Origin of the sequence: Corallococcus sp. Z5C101001, from assembly GCF_007352635.1 — a bacterium.
In the GTDB taxonomy this organism is placed as follows: Bacteria; Myxococcota; Myxococcia; order Myxococcales; family Myxococcaceae; genus Corallococcus; species Corallococcus silvisoli.
In genome coordinates this window covers 178,062-195,228 of the sequence record NZ_VKLU01000001.1, presented here as the reverse complement: position 1 = coordinate 195,228, position 17,167 = coordinate 178,062, and the positions used below count along the sequence as shown (strand labels likewise).

Here is a 17,167-nt window from a genome sequence, read left to right as displayed (position 1 = left end):
CCGCCACATCGGGTGTGGGTTCGCCGCACTCCAGGGTCCAAGCTAGGGTGGGGCCGCCGTCTCCCCCTCCGAGGAGTCCCACCGATGCGCCGTCCCCTTCCCCTCCTGCTCACCGCGCTGCTCCTGACGCTGGTGGGCTGTGAGAAGAAGTCCACGTCCGCCCCCGCGTCCCAGGAGGGAAGCGCCACCGCCGCGCCGCCCGCGGGCAGCATCCTCATTGGCGAGGTGGGCAGCCTCACGGGCCCCGAGGCCACCTTCGGCATCTCCGCGCGCAACGGCATCGACCTGGCGCTCCAGGAGGCCAACGCCGAGGGCGGCGTGCGGGGCCAGAAGCTGGTGGTGCGCGTCTACGACAGCCAGGGCCGGCCGGAGGAGGGCGCCCAGGCCGCCACGCGGCTCATCGCGCAGGACAAGGTGGTGGCCCTGCTGGGCGAGGCCGCGTCGTCCGTGTCCATGGCGATGGCGGACAAGGCGCAGGCCGCGAAGGTGCCCATGATCACCCCCACCTCCACCAGCCCGGAGGTGACGAAGAAGGGCGACTACATCTTCCGCGTCTGCTTCATCGACCCGTTCCAGGGCCTGGTGATGGCGAAGTTCGCGCGGGAGAACCTGAAGCTCGACAAGGTCGCGGTGCTCACCGACAACAAGAGCGCCTTCTCCGTGGGGCTGGCGGAGGTGTTCAACCAGAAGTTCAAGGAGTTCGGCGGGACCATCGTCACCAACGAGAGCTACTCCAAGGGCGACACCGACTTCCGCGCGCAGCTCACCGCCATCAAGAACACGAAGCCCGAGGCCGTGTTCGTCCCTGGCTACTACACCGACGTGGGCATCATCGCGCGGCAGGCGCGCGAGGTGGGCCTGCGCGTGCCGCTGCTGGGCGGCGACGGGTGGGACTCCGACAAGCTGTACGAGCTGGGCGGCTCCGCGCTGGACGGCAGCTACTTCTCCAACCACTACTCGCCGGACAACCCGGACCCCATCGTCCAGGGCTTCCTCAAGAAGTACAAGGCCGCCTACGGCGCGGTGCCGGACAGCGTGGCGGTGCTGGCGTACGACGCCGCGCGGCTGCTGGTGGACGCGATGAAGCGCGCGCCGGACACCTCCGGGCCGGCCCTGCGTGACGCCATCGCGACCACGAAGGACTTCCCGGGCGTCGCGGGCACCATCAACCTGGACGCCAACCGCGACGCGGTGAAGCAGGCCGTGGTGATGAAGGTGCAGGACGGCAAGGCGGTGTTCGTCACCACCGTGAAGCCGTAGCGCGCCCCTCGGCCCTGCCGCCCGTCCCCGCCGTCAGGGGATGGGCGACTGGATGACGTAGTAGATGGACTGGAAGTAGGTGTTGAGGGCGCGGATCAGCTGGACGAGGAACGGCCAGCTCATCACGGAGAAGCCGAAGAAGGCCGCCGTGATGACGCCGTACTCCGCCATGGCCTGGCCGCGCTGACGCAGCCCCAGCGCCTTGGGCGTCTTCATTCCTCATCCCCGGAAGGAGCTGAATCGTCCTTGGAAGGCTTCTGGCACTCCTTCACGCAGGTGTCCTTGATCTTCGTGAACATCTGCGTGCACTCGGCGACCTTCTTCGAGCGCTCCTTGCAGAGCTTGGTGTTGCGCGCCAGGTCGTCCACGCAGACCTGAGCGCAGCCCTTGGCCCACGCCGAGGGGGCGACGAACAACACCGCGCCCACGGCCAGCCCCCAACCCCATTGCTTCATCATGTCCTCGCGCTCCTTTCGCGCAGTGCTCATGGCAGGGCGTCCGGCCGCTGCATCAGCGACAGGTGGAACTCCACCTCGTCACTGCCCGTCGCCTGCTTCAGGATGACCTGTCCACGCATGCCCGTGTTGTTCACCACGAACTCCCGCTGCTGGAAGCCTGGAGAGCTGCCAGCCTCCGCCGCCCAGCCCTGAAGGCGCAGCGAGGAGCGGTAGTCCTGCTCCGCCTCTTCCACGCTCCGCGCCGCCACCCGGCCCGTCACCATGGTGTTCTGGAGGCCTTCCATGTTCAACGTCAGGGTGGAGACCTGCCGCAGGTTCGGCGGCACCGGGACCCAGTCCGGCACCTCGGCGGCGCGGCGATGGAGCATGTTGCCCACCTGCCCGGAGGAGACGAAGGCCATCGTCTCGCCGCCCTGGTGCAGCGTGGAGACCAGGCGGATCTCCTCCGTGTCCGGCTCCCAGTACCCCACGTAGCCCGAGTTCTCGCTGAAGCGCGTCCCGATGACGGGCAGGCCCTGGTCCAGGATGACCTTGCGGTAGTGCAGGAGGACTTCGTCCGACGAATCCTTCGTGGTGAAGAAGGCGACGGCGATGGGAACGTCCGGCCCCAGGTAGTCCGCCGCCAGCGCCTCGGGGCGCCCCGCGTTCGGGTAGGGCGGGAAGTACGTCAGCGAGCGCGCCAGGATGGCCTCGTCCCGCTTCGAGCGTTGCACGCCCTCCTCCTGCTTCGCCTCCATCATCTCGGCCTGATCCTCCACGCGCTCCAGCTCGGAGTCCGCCTTGTCGCGATAGGTGACGTCCTCCCAGGCCATGCCCAGCAGCACGCCCACCACGGACACCGAGAACAGCAGTGCCCCTGCGCGGAAAGCGGAGTGATGGGCGAGGTCCTTCAGCACTTCTCCGCATCCTTACAGCCCAGGTACCACTCACCGCGCTGGCCGTGCTTGTAGATGCTCTCGCTCTTGTTGGAGTCCCAGTCCTTCCACTCGGTGGTGAAGTAGTTGGCGCCCCGGCCGCCACGGCCTTCCTGCTTGATGCTGATGGAGGGCGTGGGCGTGCGGCCATCGTGGGGCTTGATGGCGAGGTTCGGCGAGAGCGGACTGTCGCCCATCACCAGGGCCAGCGGCGAGAGCAGGTCCTGGGTGATCCTCTGGCTGAAGGTCGCGTAGGCTTCCGCCATGCTCAAGTACTTCACGCTGGTCCTGTAGGCGGAGCTGACACGGTCATGCAGCTCCCCGCTCTTGTCGCCCGGCTCCGTGTCGGCTTCCTTCGTGAGCGCCCAGGTGTCGGTGATGATGGACATCTGCTGCTGCTTGAGGAAGTAGGCGTTGCCGTCCTTGCCGCCCGTGCCTGCCTCGGCGTTGCCGTGGACGTCGCCCTCGCCCTTCCAGTTCTTCTTCACGAGCTTCGGCTCCTTGCCGAACTGGGGCAGGAACGTCTCCGGCAGCATGTAGTTCTCCACCACCGCGCGGGCGGAGCACTTCACCAAGCCGCCGTTGGTGTACTGGCCCCGGTACATCAAGTAGCGGGGCTCCATCCCGCCGCCCGCGCCCTTTTCAGGCTCCTCGCACGTCACCTGCTTGGCGTTGTTGTTCATCCAGCAGACGTGGGCCACCACCGCCTTGTGGTGGTCCGGATCGCTGCAGTCCAGGTACGAGCCGTCCGAGCCCTTCTTGTCGGTGCGGTCGAGGCCGGATTCGTGGTCGCAGAAGGTCAGCCGGGAGAAGTACTGGATCTGGGTGCCGCCACTGCCCGTCCTGTTCGGCTTCAGGGGCTGGGTGTAGTCCTGCGTGGTGTAGTCCCAGACGGTGGACAGCGCCGCCTCCTGCGCGTCCAGGGAGTAGCGCAGCAGGTCGTCCAGGAAGATGGAGTAGAGGAAGATGGGGATGAGGACGATCATCGACAGCGCCATCTCCACGGAGGCGGCGCCACGGGGACCGCGGCGAAGTCGAGGGCTCATAGGGTCAGCTTCTCCGCGCCCGCCGCGATCTGCCCGGCTTCTGAATTGCCCGCGGCGCCGAGCACCTTGGTCGCCTCCTGGGCCGTGAACGGGTGGAGCTTGGCGCGCCAGTAGGGGTTGAAGAGGCTGGGAGCCTCCTTCCAGCCGCCCTTCCCCAGCCGGTGGTAGTAGACCAACGCCTTGGACAGGGCGGCGCCTTCTCCCGGCGCCAGCCGGAGCTCTCCCTCCCCCTGCGCCCCGTGGTTGAAGCGCATCGTGCCGGAGCTGTTGAGCTCCCAGGGCCCCTTGGTCCCGCCGCCGATGAAGAACTGCTTGGTCACGTAGCTGTAGACGTGCGGCTGGCCCCAGTCCTCGCCCGGATCGGCGATGCCGCGGAACTTCATGAAGCAGTTCCCCGTGGAAGCGCACCCGGACAGGTCCTTGGTGTTGATGCCCCTGAAATCGCTGTGCTGTCCGTTGTGGGCCCCGTTCGGCTTGTGCTCGCTGCCGCTCTGCGCGCTGCTGAGGGTGGCCTTGTAGGGGAAGGCGGAGAAGCCATCACGCCACTGCTGCATCAGGATGCCGTGCTCGTCGGCGCCCACCATCTTGCCGGTGTTGCCTGAAGTCTGGCCGTTGGCGTGGATGCCGCTCATGGACTCAACGACCTTCGCCGTGCCCGCATGGGTCACGCCCATGTGCGTGCCCCGGCTGGGGATGTCCTTGAGCAGCGACTTCTGGAAGGTGTTGTTGAGGTAGGTGGGGATGCCGTTCATCAGCACCGGGATGCTCCGGTCCGACGCCCAGCCAGGGCGCGTCGCGTTGGAGACCTCCGTCATGGAGCGGGCGCGCGCCTTGATGTCCGTGCTGGGCGCTTTCTGGCAGTTCATCCCGTCCACCACGCAGTCGAACTCCAGGATGTTGAGGCCCCCCACCCCGGCGCTCACGTTGCTGGCTCCAGGCGCGTTGTTGTCCGTCAGGGCGCTCAGGCCGGAGCCACGCAGGGTGTTGCGCGTCGTCGTGTGCACGGTGGCCTGGGAGCCGTGCAGGGCATCCGCCATGCCGTTGAGTTCCTTGATGACCTGGTTGAACGGCCTCTCAAGGTTCTTCACCTTGTTGTTGTAGTTGTTCGCCTTCTGGCTGTACTTGCCCGCGATGATGCCCGCCTCAATCGCGTGCGCGCAGTGCGACAGGTTCGGGTAGCACTGCCCCAGCTCCTCGACGGCGATGATGCCGAAGTTCCAGGCTCCGGCGGTCATCATGTCGCCCGTGACGCTGGCGGCCACCATGTAGCCGTGCACGCTGGTCATGGCCGCGTAGGAGGCGGCGATGGCCCGGTTGGTGACGGCGTAGTAGTTGAGCGAGCGCGCCTCCAGCACCGCCATGGAGTACGCCATCGTGTCGCTGTGCTGCTGCAGGTTCATCTTCTCCCGCAGGGCGTGGCTCAGGTTGAAGCTGAGCGTCGTCATCAGCGCGAGCAGCAGGAACGACAGACAGGCGAGCACCAGGGACTGCCCCCGGCTCCGTCTTCTGCGGGCATGACGGGTCTTCATTCGGTCACCCCAAGGAGTCGAACGTGAAGGTGCACTTGTTCGTGAGATACGAGTCGGGCAGGTCGGTCGCCGTCAGGTACAGATTGGAGTGCATCCGCATGATGTACGTGGCGCGGATGGGCAGGATGTAGAGCTTCTGCGCGGCGGCGGCGTCGTTCTGCTCGATCTGATATTTGACGTACGACTTCTTTGTCTGGTTTTCCTGTTTACCCAGCCGCAGCACCCAGGGGAGCGTCTGCTGGCCCCGCGCGATGTTGTAGATGACGACATCCGCGAAGGGGATGGGCAGCCGGTAGTTGAACGTCACCTGGATGCTCAGCTTGGTGCGAAGGCTCCGTCCCCAGTCACCGTTCCCCGAGGGGTCGTCACCAGAGGCGATCCTCGGATCATCGAAGTCCGCCTCCTTGTTGTCGTGGGTGTCGGAGGTGATCAGGTTCTTGGAGGGGCCGCAGATCTGCACCTCCGCGTACTTGAGGTTGACCTCCGGCATCTTGTTCCTGGAGACGGCGTTCCACTTCTGGTTGAACTCCGAGGCGCCGTTGACGGGGGTGATCTTCTCCGCGCCACCGCCGCCGGCCTGGCTGATCATGGGCAGCAGGACGGCGAGCGCCGCGCGCTCCATCATCTCCACGTTGCCGTTGTGCAGGGAGCCGGCCCGCACGGCCTTGTAGGCCGCGTACTTCGTCAACAGGCGGGCCTGGTGCATCAGGCCCAGCTGGAGGATGCCCAGTAGCAAGAAGACAAACAGGGGAAGCACGATGGCTGTCTCCACCGCCACCTGCCCTGATTCGGATCTGGACCGCATGACCGTCCCCGGGAGTCACATGAGGTAAGCGTCTTCCCGACCCCAGCTTTCTCCCACCTTATCCCCCAACCCCGCCACACGACACCATCCGTCAACTGGACGAGAGGGGGTATGGAGGGACCTGGCGTGCTGTCGGGTAGCGGGAGGGGCTGGGATACGGCGCTTGACGCGACGCTCCTCGCATGGTCTCGAACAGGGTCGGCGTTGAAGGACTGGGGCCGGGCAAAGCGAGCAGAGGAGTGGCAATGAACTGGCGATTGGCATGGCGCGCGGCGTTGGTCGCGACGGCGGTGGCTCTGGCGGCGTGCGGCAGCGACAGTGAGAAAAACGGGGACGGTGACGAGACCCCCGTGGGCGAGGACCGTCCGGGCATGGGCCGCGACGAGACCGCGCCACAAGGGACGGCCTTCACGCTTCCGACGGGCCTGGAGCTGGAGCAGCCCATCAAGGGCTACAACGACCCCGACCCCACGGACTGTGATGACAAGTATGAGGACGAGGCGAAGGGTCAGGGCGAGCTCGTGCGCCTGTGCCTCATCTTCCGCAACACGACGAACCGGCCCATCACCGTGCAGCTGCCGCCGGGCCTCGTCTTCGTGTCCCGCAACCGCGGCGTGCAGAACGGCATGCTGGCGCAGCGGGTGACCATCGAGGTGCCGGCGGGTGAGCGGTACTTCCAGCCCCTGTTCCTCTACTGCGTCAACAGCGAGCGCCAGCCGTCCTCCCCGGAGGAGAACTACGACATGGGCCCTGTCACCCAGTACGCCGACTTCCAGGAGCTGTTCCGCCTGCTGGAGAACAAGACGGTGACGAGCACGAACTTCCCCGTCGTCCAGCAGGCGATGACGGACCTGTCGGACAACCTGGGCCTGTCGGCGAGCATCCGCGCCCGCATCAACGCCCTGTAGTGTCGGGGGCCCTCCGGCGGCGGGCCGTCACCGCCGCCGGGCGATCTCCTGGATGAGCGCGACGTAGCGGCGCTGCTGGGGGTTGAGCTTGAAGGCCTTGCGGAGCGCATCCTCCGCGAGCGCCCACTGACCCTCGCCCCGGGCCACGTCGCCCAGGAAGGCCCAGCCTTCCTCCAGGCCGGGCTCCTGCCGCGTCAGCTCCTGGAGTTCCTGGAGCACCAGCCGGCCGTGCGCCTCCGGCTTCATCAGGTAGCGCGCCCAGGCGCGGTGCACCTGGTGCAGCGGCCTTGGGTCGATGTCGCAGGCGTATTCGAAGTACTCGAAGGCGCCCGCGAAGTTGCGGGCCTCCAGCCGGCGCTTGCCCTCGTCGAACTGGGTGGTGGCGTCCAGCAGGTCCGTGCGGATGCGGAACTGCTCCGCGGTGGAGGGCCGGCCAGTGTTGTTGCGCGCCTTCTCCCGCTGGGCCTGCCGGCGCTTCTTCCACAGCGTGTTCTGCTCCGGCTCCGACAGCGCGCCGTAGGCCCGCGCGTAGGCGGCGAGCATGCCTTCCGCCTTCTCCTTCAGCTCCGCCGTCTGGAAACGCAGCGGGGCGAAGCGGTCCGCGGCGGCGAGGAAGGCCTTGCGCAGCGCCACCGGCTGCGCGTCCTCCGGCACGTCCAGGAGCGCGAACGGGTCCAGGCTCCGGTGGTTGAGGAACGCGCCCAGCAGCGCGTTGCGCGCGGCCTCGTCGTCATCCGAGAAGGGCGTGCCGGAGGGCCCGGTGGACGCGACCGGCGCCGGGGTGGGCACGGGCTCCGGGGCGACCACGGACACGGGAGGGGCCTTCTGGGCCAGCTCCTGGGCCTTCAGGTCCGCGTCCTCCACGAAGCCCGCCACGCCCAACAGGCACAGCGCGTAGAGCCGGCGCAGCACGCTGTCCATGTCGAAGCCGGTGCGCTCCAGGAGCTCGTTGAAGGTGGGGCGCTGGCGCAGGGCCTGGAAGAGGCGCGCGTCCTTGGAGGACAGCTTGGGCGCGGAGTCCACGCCGGGCATCTGCCCGAAGCGGCGGTCGTCGGTGAAGGTGAAGTGCGTGGCGACGGTGTCGAAGGGCAGCTGGGTGGAGATGCCCGTCAGGATGAGCTGCGCGGTGTTGGCGCGCACGGTGGCGTCCGGGTTCTCCACGTCCGCGATGAGGCGGTACTTCGCGTCCGTCCAGCGGAAGCAGTCCAGGAGCTTGTGCGCCAGGTTCGCCTGGAGCTGCTTGTAGAGGTCGAACGGGCTGATGAGCCCCTTCTGCACGAGCAGCGCGCCCAGCTGGAGGCCCGTGGACACGCTCTCCGCCAGGGACTTCTGGTAGTCCGCCTCCGACAGGCGGCCCTTCTCCACCAGGTACTTGCCCAACGTCTCGTGCAGGAGGTTGGAGTTGCACGCCACCGGCGAGCCGTCCTCGAAGGTGATGCGCTTCTCGCGCTGGCGCACCTTGAGCTCCAGCGTGCAGGTGCGCTCCTCCACCATCAGCGCGTGCAGGAGCAGCGGGAAGGGCGTGTCCGCCAGCAGGCCCTCGCGCTGGCGCAGCACCTGGGAGGGCGGGGGGAACATGCGTGAAGCCTGGCGACCCTTCTCGCCTGGGAGGCGGCAGGGCGGGCTTCGCGCGGACTACTCCGCGTCGTCCCCGCCCATGTCGTCGGCGGCGTAGGGCTCATCATAGTAGGAGCCGTAACGGCCCGGGGCCGCGTCGTGCGTGGGCAGGAAGCGGGTCAGGTACGCCCCCACGCCCATCAGCACCAGGGCCACGGCGGCGTACGTCAGCGGGCGGGACGGGCGCGCCCGGTAGGCCCACCAGCGGTCGCGGCGGCGCTGGAAGCGAGGGGCCACGGCGTACTCGCGCCAGGCCGCATCCCGCATGGCCTTCGCCTCCGCCTCCTGGCCCTGCTTCGCCAGCACGCGGGCGAGGAGCACGCGCCCCTCCACGGAGCCCTGGCGCACCTGGAGGAAGCGCTCCAGGGCCTCGCGCGCGCCCTTGAGGTCTTCGTACTGGAGGCGGAAGCGGCCGCGCTCCAGGTCGATGGCGCCCTGGCGGTAGTCCGCGTCCAGGCGCGCGGCCTCGTCGAGCAGCAGCTCGCCCCGGGGCGGGTCGCCAGCGCCCAGGTAGGCCACGCCCAGGAGGTACAGGGTGTCCACGTCGTCGTCGCCCGCGTCCAGGTTGGGGCGCAGCAGGTCCACCGCTTCCGCGTAGCGCTTCTGGCCCAGGCGGATGTCGGCCAGCTCCGCGCGGGCGCGGCGGTCGTGGGTGTTGGTGAGGATGGTGCTGGCCAGCGCTCCAGCGCGCTGCCACCGCTTGAGGGCCCGCACGGGGCTGGGCAGCACCTGGAGGGTGAAGCGGTCCGCCGCGAAGAGCAGCACGGCCACCAGCGCCAGGGACAGCAACGGGCTGCCCGTCAGCATCGTGAGGCCCATCCACAGCAACCACTTGGTCAGCACGGTCGAACGTCCTTCCTGGAACCACCCCGGGTGAAGCCCCCGGGCCGCCTACAGCAGCCGCGCGCAGATGGCGCTGTGCACGTCCACCCCCCGCTCCGTCAGGGCCAGCCTGCGCCCATGCCGGGTGGCGAAGCCGTGGGCCACGAGGCGCTCGACTTCCGCGCGCCGGGGCTCCACGGGCTGGCCATATCGCTCACACACGGCCTCCCAGTCCACCCCCGACACCAGGCGCAGGCCCATGCTCAGCCGCTCGGCGAAGAGCTCGTCGGGCCCCAGGGCCTCGCGGCCCGCCTCGGGCACCCGCCCCTCCTCCACCGCGCGCAGGTACGCCTCCGGGCTGCGCAGGTTGACGTAGCGGTGGGCCTCCGGGGCCAGCAGCATGCCGGTGGCGCCCACGCCCAGCGCCAGGTACTCGCCGCCCGTCCAGTACAGCGCGTTGTGCCGCGAGCCGAGGCCGGGGCGCGCGTGGTTGGACACTTCATAGCGGGCCAGGCCGTGGGCCCCGTACACGTCGCGCACCGTGCGGGCCATGGCCACCACGTCGTCGTCCTCGGGCAGCGTGAGCTCCCCGCGCTCGAGCTGCTTGGACAGCGGCGTGGACTCCGCCAGCACCTCGCGCTCCACCGTCAGCGCGTAGGTGGACAGGTGCTCTGGCGACAGCGACACGGCCCGGCGCGCGTCCGCCTCCACCTGCGCCAGCGTCTGGCCGTGCACGCCGTAGATGAAGTCCATCGCCACCACGGGGAAGGCCGCCTTGCGCGCCGCCGCCACGGCGGCCTCCACCATGGCCGCGTCGTGCGCGCGGCCCAGGGCCTTCAGGGTCTCTGGCTGGAAGGACTGCACGCCCAGCGACAGGCGGTTGATGCCCGCGGCGCGATAGCCGGCGAAGCGCTCCGCGTCCGAGCGCTCCGGGTTGCCCTCCAGTGACACCTCCAGCCCCGGGGCGAGCGACATGCGGGCGGCGATGCCCTCCAGCACGCGCGCCACGTAACGGGGGTGCCACAGGGATGGCGTGCCCCCGCCCAGGAAGAGGGACTCCAGCGGCTTCGTGCGGAGCGCGGGGTCGGCCGACAGGCGCGCGTCCAGCTCCGCCAGCACCGCGTTCGCGTACCGCTCCTCCGGCACCTGGCGCGCGACCGCCACCGCGAAGTCGCAGTAGGGGCACTTGGCCAGGCAGTAGGGGAAATGCAGGTAGAGCCCGAAGCGGGCGGCCTGCATGCCCGTCAATGGGTCCGTGGGCGCGGCGAAGGACATGGAGGTCCAACCTCTACTTCAGGGCCTTCAATTGCGCTTCCAGGCGCGCCACCTTCGCCTTGGTGCTGGCGGCCGATTCAAGCGCTGCCTCGGCCGCCATCAGCTTGCGCTTCATGGAGGCCACGTCGGACTTGAGCTGGTCGCGCTCCTGGGCCCAGTCGGCGGGGACGGCGGTCGCCGTAGCGGGAAGCTCCGCGAGCCGGACCTCGAGCCCCTGCCGGGCCGCCTGCTCCTCCCGCAGCGCGGCGCTGACCTCGGCGAGCCGGGCCTCCAGGGCGGCGCGCTCCGCCTGCTGCGCGCCACCGGATTGCGTGAGCCTCGCCTCCAGCGCCGCCTTCGCGCCCTGCTCCGCTTGCAGCGTGGCGCCCGACTGGTCGAGGCGGGCCTCCAGCGCCGCCTTCGCGAGCTGCTCCGCCTGGAGCGCCGTGCTGGACTGCGCGAGCTTCGCCTCCAGCGCCGCCTTCGCGAGCTGCTCCGCCTGGAGCGCGGTCCCTGATTGACTGAGCTTCGCTTCCAGCGCCGCCTTCGCGAGCTGCTCCGCCTGGAGCGCCGTGCTGGACTGCGCGAGCTTCGCCTCCAGCGTGGCCTTCACCGCGTCCAGGTCCTTCACGCGGGCCGCCTGCGTTTCGGCGATCCGGCGCTTGGACTCGGAGGCCTCCAGCGCGCCTTCCACCATCTTCACGCGCTGGTGGAGGCGGTCCACCTTGTCCGCCTCCGCCCTCGCCGCCTCCAACTGCTCGCCGAGCGACGCCAGCTCCTCGCGCTGCCCGTCCTGCCCCGCGCTCAACGCCTCCACGCGGGCCTCGGCCTCCGCGGCGTTGACCCGCGCGTCCGCGGCCTCCGCTTCCACCGCTTCGCGCCGGGCACGCTCCAGCGACAGCTCCTCCTGCGCCTTCGCGACCAGGGCCACCTGGCGCTGCACCTCCGCGTCGCGCTGGCCCACCGCCGTCTCCAGCATGGTGGCGCGCGCGGAGAAGCCGACGCGCTCCGCCTGCGTGGTGGCCAGCTTTCGCTCCACCGCGGCGAGCTGCTGCTGGTGCGCCTCGTGCTCGGCCTGCGCGGCCGCGACCCGCGACGTGAGCTCCGCCACCTGCGCCGACAGCTCCGCCGCGCGCGCCTCGGCCTCGTGCACCTTCGCTTCGGCTTCGTGCACCGCCTCGCCGAGCGCCGCCGCGTCCGACTCCATCCGGTCGCGCAGCGCCACCTGCTCGACCTCGGCGGCCTCCAGCACCTCGCGCAGCGAGGCCAGCTCCGACTCGGCCATGCGCGCCCGGACTTCGGCCGCCTCCGCCTCCGCGCGCCCACCGTCGCGCGCCTGCGCCAGCTCCGCTTCCAGCGCGCGGACTCGCGCCTGGGCCTGCGCGGCCTCCGCGACACGGCCCTCCAGCGCGCTCCTCAGCGAGGGCAGCTCCGCCGCCTCCACCGTGCGCGCGGTGAGCGCGGCGCGCAGCCCCACCGCGTCCGCGTCCTTCAGCGCGAGCGACCGCTCCAGCTCCGTCACCTGCGTCTGCAGCGACTTGAGCCCGTCCTCCACCACCGCGAGCTGCCGGCGCGCGGCGTCCCGCTCTCCTTCGAGCAGCTTCGCGTGGGCGTGCGCCTCCTCCAGCGAGCTGCGCGACCAGTCGCTCTCGCTCTCCAGCGCGCCCATCGCGCCCCGCGCCTCCGCCAGCGCCGTCTCCAGCTGCCCCATGCGCAGGGCCTGGGCATCGCGCTCGGCGGTGAGCGACTGCACCTCGGAGGTCAGCCGCTCCACGTCCGCGAGGACCGACTGGTACTGCTCCTGGACGGCCTCCAGCGCGCCCTGCGCCTCGGACTTGCCGGACGCCAGCTCCGCCACCCGGTCCTGCGCGAGCCCCAGCGCCTCCTTGGCGCCGACCAGCTCCTCCGCCATCGCCCCGCGCGACTCGCGCTCGACCTGCAGCTCCTCCGCCAGCCGGGGAAGCTCCGACTCCACCTCCGCCAGCGCGCGCGTGAGGTCCCGGCGATCCGCCTCCGACGCGGCCAGCTCCGCCTCCAGCGCGGCCACCCTCGCCTGGGCCTGCTGCAGACGCTGTTCGTCCTGCGCCGTCCGCGCCGGAGCGCCCGCGCCCCCTTCCTTGCGCGCCTTCTCCAGCGCGGCCTTCAGCTGGGTGAGCTCGCCCTCGCGCTCGGCGTAGAGCGCGCGGGCGCGGGCCAGCGTCTCCGTCTTCTGCTTCAGGATTCCCCGGAAGAACTCCAGCTTGTCCTCGGGCGAGCCGCCCATGGGCAGCCGGGGCTCCGCGGGCTCCGCGAAGGGGTCCCCCTTGCCCGGACTGCGCGCCGCCGCCGCCGGGGACGGAGGCGCGGTCGTGGGCAACCCGCCACCGCCGATGGGCGCGGGGGTCGTGGGGACACGGGCGGCCGGGACACTGGCGGGCCGGGCCGCGGGGTCGGCGGGCAAGGCGGCGGCCGGCCGCCGGGGCGGCAGGGGTGGAGGCGCGGTGGGGGGAGGCTTGGGAACCGCGAGCGGCCGGAGGGCTGCCGGGGCGGGCGCCGCCACCGGGGCGTCGCCGTCATCCAGCAATTCCTTGAGGTCCGCGAGCGGATCCGCCTCGTCCGGGGGAGACGGCATGTGCGTGCCCAGGTTACTGGCCACGGGAAGTTTCCACCAGTTACGCGACGGTGCCCTCGCCGCTTCGCCTGCCTGGAGGGAGGCGGGCGACCCGGTCCGCTCGACGTGAGAGGGGCGGGGCGTTAGCCAATGGAGCAAACATCACACCTCGCCTTGCCTCCCCGTGGGAGGGGATGACAGCTTCGGACACTCCCTATGCCCATCCGCTACAGCCTGCCCAACGGGCTCACCGTCGTCTTCGAAGAGCAGCACGCCGCCAAGGTCGCGGCCTTCCAGGTCTGGGTCAAGGCCGGCAGCGCCGATGAAAGGCCCGACCAGGCCGGCCTCGCCCACCTGCACGAGCACATGCTCTTCAAGGGCACGGAGCGCAGGGGCCCGGGTGAAATCGCCCGGGACATCGAAGCGCACGGCGGTGAAATCAACGCCTGGACGTCCTTCGACCAGACCGTCTACCACATCGTCATCGCCAGCCAGTTCGCCCGCACGGGCCTGGACATCCTGGGGGACGCCGTCCGCCGCTCCGCGTTCGACAAGGACGAGCTGGCGCGGGAGATCGAGGTGGTGTGCGAGGAGATCAAGCGCAGCTTCGACTCTCCGGCCCGCCGGTCCTCGCGCGGGCTGTTCACCGCCGCGTTCCAGACGCACCCGTACCGGCTGCCCGTCATCGGCACCGAGGAGAGCGTGCGCGGCTTCACCCGCGAGAAGGTGCTGGAGTTCTACCACCGGCACTACACGCCCCAGAACCTGGTGCTGGTGGTGGTGGGCGACCTCACCGAGGCGCAGCTGCGCCCGTGGGTGGAGGAGATCTTCGGCGGTGACTGGGGCCGGCCCTACGCGGGCCCGGTGTCCCGTCCCCGGGACGCGGCCCCCACCGCCCGGCGCGTCCTGGTGCAGACCGAGGACGTGAAGGAGGCCTACCTGAACCTGGCCTTCTCCATCCCGGAGCTGGAGCACCCGGACGTGCCCGCGCTGGACGTGCTGGCGATGATCGCCGGCCAGGGCAACTCGTCGTGGCTGGTGCGCGAGGTGAAGCGCCGGCAGCACCTGGTCAACGACGTGCACGCCTCCGCGTACACGCCCAAGGACCCCGGCATCTTCTCCGTGTCCCTGACGCTGCCGCCCGCGCAGGCGCAGAAGGCGCTCACGCAGACGGCGCGCGTGCTGGAGGCGCTGCGCACCACGCGGGTGTCCGAGGACGAGCTGCGCACGGTCAAGGCCGTGGTGGAGGCGGAGTCCGTCTACCGCAAGGAGACGGTGCAGGGCACCGCGCGCAACCTGGGCTCGTACCAGACCAGCCCCGGCGGCCTGGAGTCCGAGGCCCGCTACCTGGAGCACATCCGCAACCTCACGCCGGAGGATCTGCGCCGCGTGGCGGAGAAGTACCTGCGGCTGGAGCACGCCATCGCCACCGCGCTCGTGCCGCCCTCCGCCGCGCTGACGGAAGCGGAGGTGCACGCCGCGCTGGACGAGGCGGCGCGGAGCCCCGGCCTCACGCCTCCGGAGCGCGCCGCCCGGCAGCCGCCCCCGGAGGCCCCCGCGCGGCCGGCCCGGAGCACCACCGGGTCCGCGCGCACGGAGGTGGTGCAGGAGAAGCTGCCCTCCGGCGCGACCCTCATCGTGCGCGTGGAGCCCCACGTGCCGCTGGTCTCCATGCGCGCGGCCTTCATCGGCGGCGTGCGGTATGAGACGCCCGCGGACAACGGCATCACCACGCTGCTCAGCCGCACCCTCACCAAGGGCACCACGTCGCTCAGCGCGGACGACATCTCCCACCTGGAGGACCTGTACGCGGGCAACGTCAGCGGCCAGGGCGGCCGCAACTCCGTGAGCCTGAAGGCGGACTTCCTGGCGCGCTACTTCGAGCCGGGCTTCCGGCTGTTCGCGGACTGCCTGCTCAACCCGGCCTTCCGCGAGGAGGAGGTCGCGCGGGAGCGCTCGCTGTTGTTGCAGGACATCCTCACCCGCGAGGACAAGCCGTCGGGCCTGGCGTTCGAGCTGTTCTCGCGCACGCTCTACCAGGAGCACCCGTACCGGCTGTCCCTCACGGGCGAGAAGGCGTCGGTGGAGGCGCTGGGGCCAGAGCAGCTGCGCGCGTACCACCGGGCGCACATGGACCCGTCGCAGCTGACGCTCAGCGTGGTGGGCGACGTGCGCGTGGACGAGGTGCGGGCGCTGGCGCGCGAGTTCTTCGGCCAGTCGCGGGGCGGCGCGGTGGCGCCGAAGCAGGTGCGGCCGGAGGCGCCGCCCTCCTCGCCGCGCGTGGAGAAGAAGACGCTCGCGCGCGCGCAGACGCACCTGGTGATGGGCTTCCAGGCCGCGCGGCTGACCGACCGGTGGCGCATCGCGCTGGACGTGCTGTCCACGGTGCTGTCCGGCCAGGGCGGGCGGCTCTTCGTGGAGCTGCGCGACAAGCGCTCCATGGCGTACAGCGTGAGCAGCTTCTCCATGGACGGGTTGGATCCGGGCTACTTCGCCGTCTACATGGGCACGAGCCCGGAGAAGGTGGACGCGGCGGTGGAGGGCATGCGCCGCGAGCTGGAGCGCATCCGCGACGAGCCCATCCCGGCGGCGGAGCTGGAGCGCGCCAAGCAACACATCATCGGGGCGTATGAAATCGACCTGCAGCGCAACAGCGCCCGCGCGACGCTGCTGGCGTTGGACACGTGCTACGGCGTCGGGCTGGACAACTTCCTGCACTACTCCGAGCACGTGGCGAAGGTGACGGCGGAGGAGATCCAGGAGGTGGCCCGCCGGGTCATCGACTTCGACCGCATGGCCATGGCCGTCGTCGGACCGTAGCGGCCGCCCGGTCGCCAGGAGGCGTGGAGGCGTCCCACGACGGCGCTTCCACGCCGCACCGGCTGGGGTAGAAGGGGCGCATGTCCCAGACCTACCTTTCACTCACCGTGGATATCGCGGAGGAAGCGTCGGAGATCCTCCAGGACCTCCTCCATGAGGCCGGCGCCCTGGGCCTGGAAGTCCGCGACCACGAGACGCCCACCATGCCGGGCGTGCGCGCCCCCGCGACGGGTGAGTCCATCGTCGTCGCCTACTTCGAGGACCGCGCCAGCGCGGAGGCCGCTCGCGACGAGGTGGTGGAGAGCCACCCCAAGGCGCGCGTCGCGCTGGACGAGCAGCCCCAGCAGGACTGGAGCAATGAGTGGAAGTCGCTCATCAAGTCCGTGAACGTGGGCCGCCTCTGGGTGGGCCCGCCATGGGACGTGGCGAACGCGCCCCAGGACAAGGTGCGCATCGTCATCGAGCCGAAGATGGCCTTCGGCACGGGAGACCACCCCACCACGTCGCTGTGCCTGGCGGCGGTGGATGACTTCATGGCCACGCACCCGGGCGCCAGCGTGCTGGACGTGGGCACCGGCACGGGCGTGCTCGCCATCGCCGCGAAGAAGCTGGGCGCGGGCACGGTGGTGGGCACCGACAACGACCCCACCTCCGTGGAGCTGGCGCAGGAGAACTGCGCCGACAACGCGACGCCCGACCTGGACATCTCCGGGCGCGAGCTGACGCAGGTGCCGGGCACCTTCGACCTGGTGCTCGCGAACATCCTGGCCAACACGCTCATCGAGCTGGCGCCGCTCATCGTCGCCAAGGCGAAGGACCGGCTGGTGCTGGCCGGCGTGCTCTCGCACCAGCGCGTGGACGTGGAGGCCGCGTACCAGAAGCTCGGGTGCACGGTGCTGGCGGGCGCGCAGCAGGGCGAGTGGGTTCGCATCGACCTGAAGCGCTGACCCACGCCTCCAGAAACAAGAGGGGGCCGGGCCACGAACACGATGTCCGAGAGCCCGACCCCTTCTGGACTCGCGCGGTGTTCCCCCTGACTACAGGACCTCGCGACTCCCGCCGGGTGCGAGCAATGCAGTCCGCGTGCCGGCCGCCGCGTCCCCGGGCGACCGGGGGACACCGGGCCCGGTTGTAGCGGGAAGGG

At 70.4% G+C, this 17,167-nt stretch carries 14 protein-coding genes; 4 read left to right on the top strand and 10 right to left on the bottom strand.

Annotation, left to right across the window (positions count from 1 at the left end; translation table 11 throughout):
* Positions 1-84: 84 nt before the first annotated feature.
* Entirely contained in the window at positions 85-1,260 is a 1,176-nt protein-coding gene (locus FOF48_RS00805; RefSeq protein WP_143897768.1) for an ABC transporter substrate-binding protein, read from the top strand.
* A gap of 33 nt (positions 1,261-1,293) precedes the next feature.
* Here FOF48_RS00805 and FOF48_RS00800 read toward each other — a convergent pair whose 3' ends face one another.
* The 6 genes from FOF48_RS00800 to FOF48_RS00775 are packed head-to-tail and all read right to left on the bottom strand — an operon-like array spanning position 1,294 to position 5,964.
* Complete coding sequence (locus FOF48_RS00800) at positions 1,294-1,476, bottom strand: hypothetical protein (RefSeq protein ID WP_143897766.1); 183 nt, start codon at positions 1,474-1,476, stop codon at positions 1,294-1,296.
* A complete protein-coding gene (locus FOF48_RS00795) occupies positions 1,473-1,748 on the bottom strand; it encodes a hypothetical protein (RefSeq protein ID WP_143897764.1) in 276 nt (91 codons plus the stop codon). Before FOF48_RS00795 ends, FOF48_RS00800 begins: the two co-directional genes overlap by 4 nt.
* Positions 1,745-2,614: a hypothetical protein gene (locus FOF48_RS00790; protein WP_143897762.1), complete on the bottom strand. Its 870-nt coding sequence runs from the start codon at positions 2,612-2,614 to the stop codon at positions 1,745-1,747. Before FOF48_RS00790 ends, FOF48_RS00795 begins: the two co-directional genes overlap by 4 nt.
* Positions 2,608-3,678, bottom strand: coding sequence for a hypothetical protein (locus tag FOF48_RS00785; protein WP_143897761.1), 1,071 nt, complete (start codon positions 3,676-3,678; stop codon positions 2,608-2,610). Before FOF48_RS00785 ends, FOF48_RS00790 begins: the two co-directional genes overlap by 7 nt.
* On the bottom strand, positions 3,675-5,207 hold the full coding sequence (locus tag FOF48_RS00780) for a hypothetical protein (RefSeq protein WP_143897760.1): 1,533 nt from the start codon (positions 5,205-5,207) through the stop codon (positions 3,675-3,677). Before FOF48_RS00780 ends, FOF48_RS00785 begins: the two co-directional genes overlap by 4 nt.
* Positions 5,208-5,211: 4 nt before the next feature.
* A complete protein-coding gene (locus FOF48_RS00775) occupies positions 5,212-5,964 on the bottom strand; it encodes a TadE/TadG family type IV pilus assembly protein (RefSeq protein WP_370456534.1) in 753 nt (250 codons plus the stop codon).
* Positions 5,965-6,257: 293 nt separating this feature from the next.
* Here FOF48_RS00775 and FOF48_RS00770 point away from each other — a divergent pair, with 293 nt between their 5' ends.
* A complete protein-coding gene (locus FOF48_RS00770) occupies positions 6,258-6,920 on the top strand; it encodes a hypothetical protein (RefSeq protein WP_143897756.1) in 663 nt (220 codons plus the stop codon).
* A 27-nt stretch (positions 6,921-6,947) separates the two neighbouring features.
* On the opposite strand, the gene FOF48_RS00765 is transcribed toward FOF48_RS00770, so the two are convergent.
* Genes FOF48_RS00765 through FOF48_RS00750 form a run of 4 tightly spaced genes read right to left on the bottom strand, consistent with a single transcriptional unit; the run spans position 6,948 to position 13,224 of the window.
* Positions 6,948-8,498 (bottom strand): DUF4388 domain-containing protein, encoded by a 1,551-nt coding sequence (locus tag FOF48_RS00765; protein WP_143897754.1) that lies wholly within the window; start codon positions 8,496-8,498, stop codon positions 6,948-6,950.
* A 57-nt stretch (positions 8,499-8,555) separates the two neighbouring features.
* The gene (locus FOF48_RS00760) at positions 8,556-9,377 is read right to left on the bottom strand and encodes a tetratricopeptide repeat protein (protein WP_143899062.1); all 822 of its coding nucleotides are present in this window, start codon (positions 9,375-9,377) and stop codon (positions 8,556-8,558) included.
* Positions 9,378-9,428: 51 nt separating this feature from the next.
* On the bottom strand, positions 9,429-10,634 hold the full coding sequence (gene hemW, locus FOF48_RS00755) for a radical SAM family heme chaperone HemW (RefSeq protein ID WP_143897753.1): 1,206 nt from the start codon (positions 10,632-10,634) through the stop codon (positions 9,429-9,431).
* A gap of 13 nt (positions 10,635-10,647) precedes the next feature.
* Entirely contained in the window at positions 10,648-13,224 is a 2,577-nt protein-coding gene (locus FOF48_RS00750; protein ID WP_143899061.1) for a plectin 1 isoform 8, read from the bottom strand.
* A 195-nt stretch (positions 13,225-13,419) separates the two neighbouring features.
* Here FOF48_RS00750 and FOF48_RS00745 point away from each other — a divergent pair, with 195 nt between their 5' ends.
* Positions 13,420-16,023 carry a pitrilysin family protein gene (locus FOF48_RS00745; protein ID WP_143897751.1) on the top strand — a complete coding sequence of 868 codons (2,604 nt, stop codon included), beginning with the start codon at positions 13,420-13,422 and terminating at the stop codon, positions 16,021-16,023.
* Positions 16,024-16,103: 80 nt separating this feature from the next.
* Positions 16,104-16,970 carry a 50S ribosomal protein L11 methyltransferase gene (locus FOF48_RS00740; RefSeq protein WP_143897749.1) on the top strand — a complete coding sequence of 289 codons (867 nt, stop codon included), beginning with the start codon at positions 16,104-16,106 and terminating at the stop codon, positions 16,968-16,970.
* Positions 16,971-17,167 lie beyond the last annotated feature (197 nt).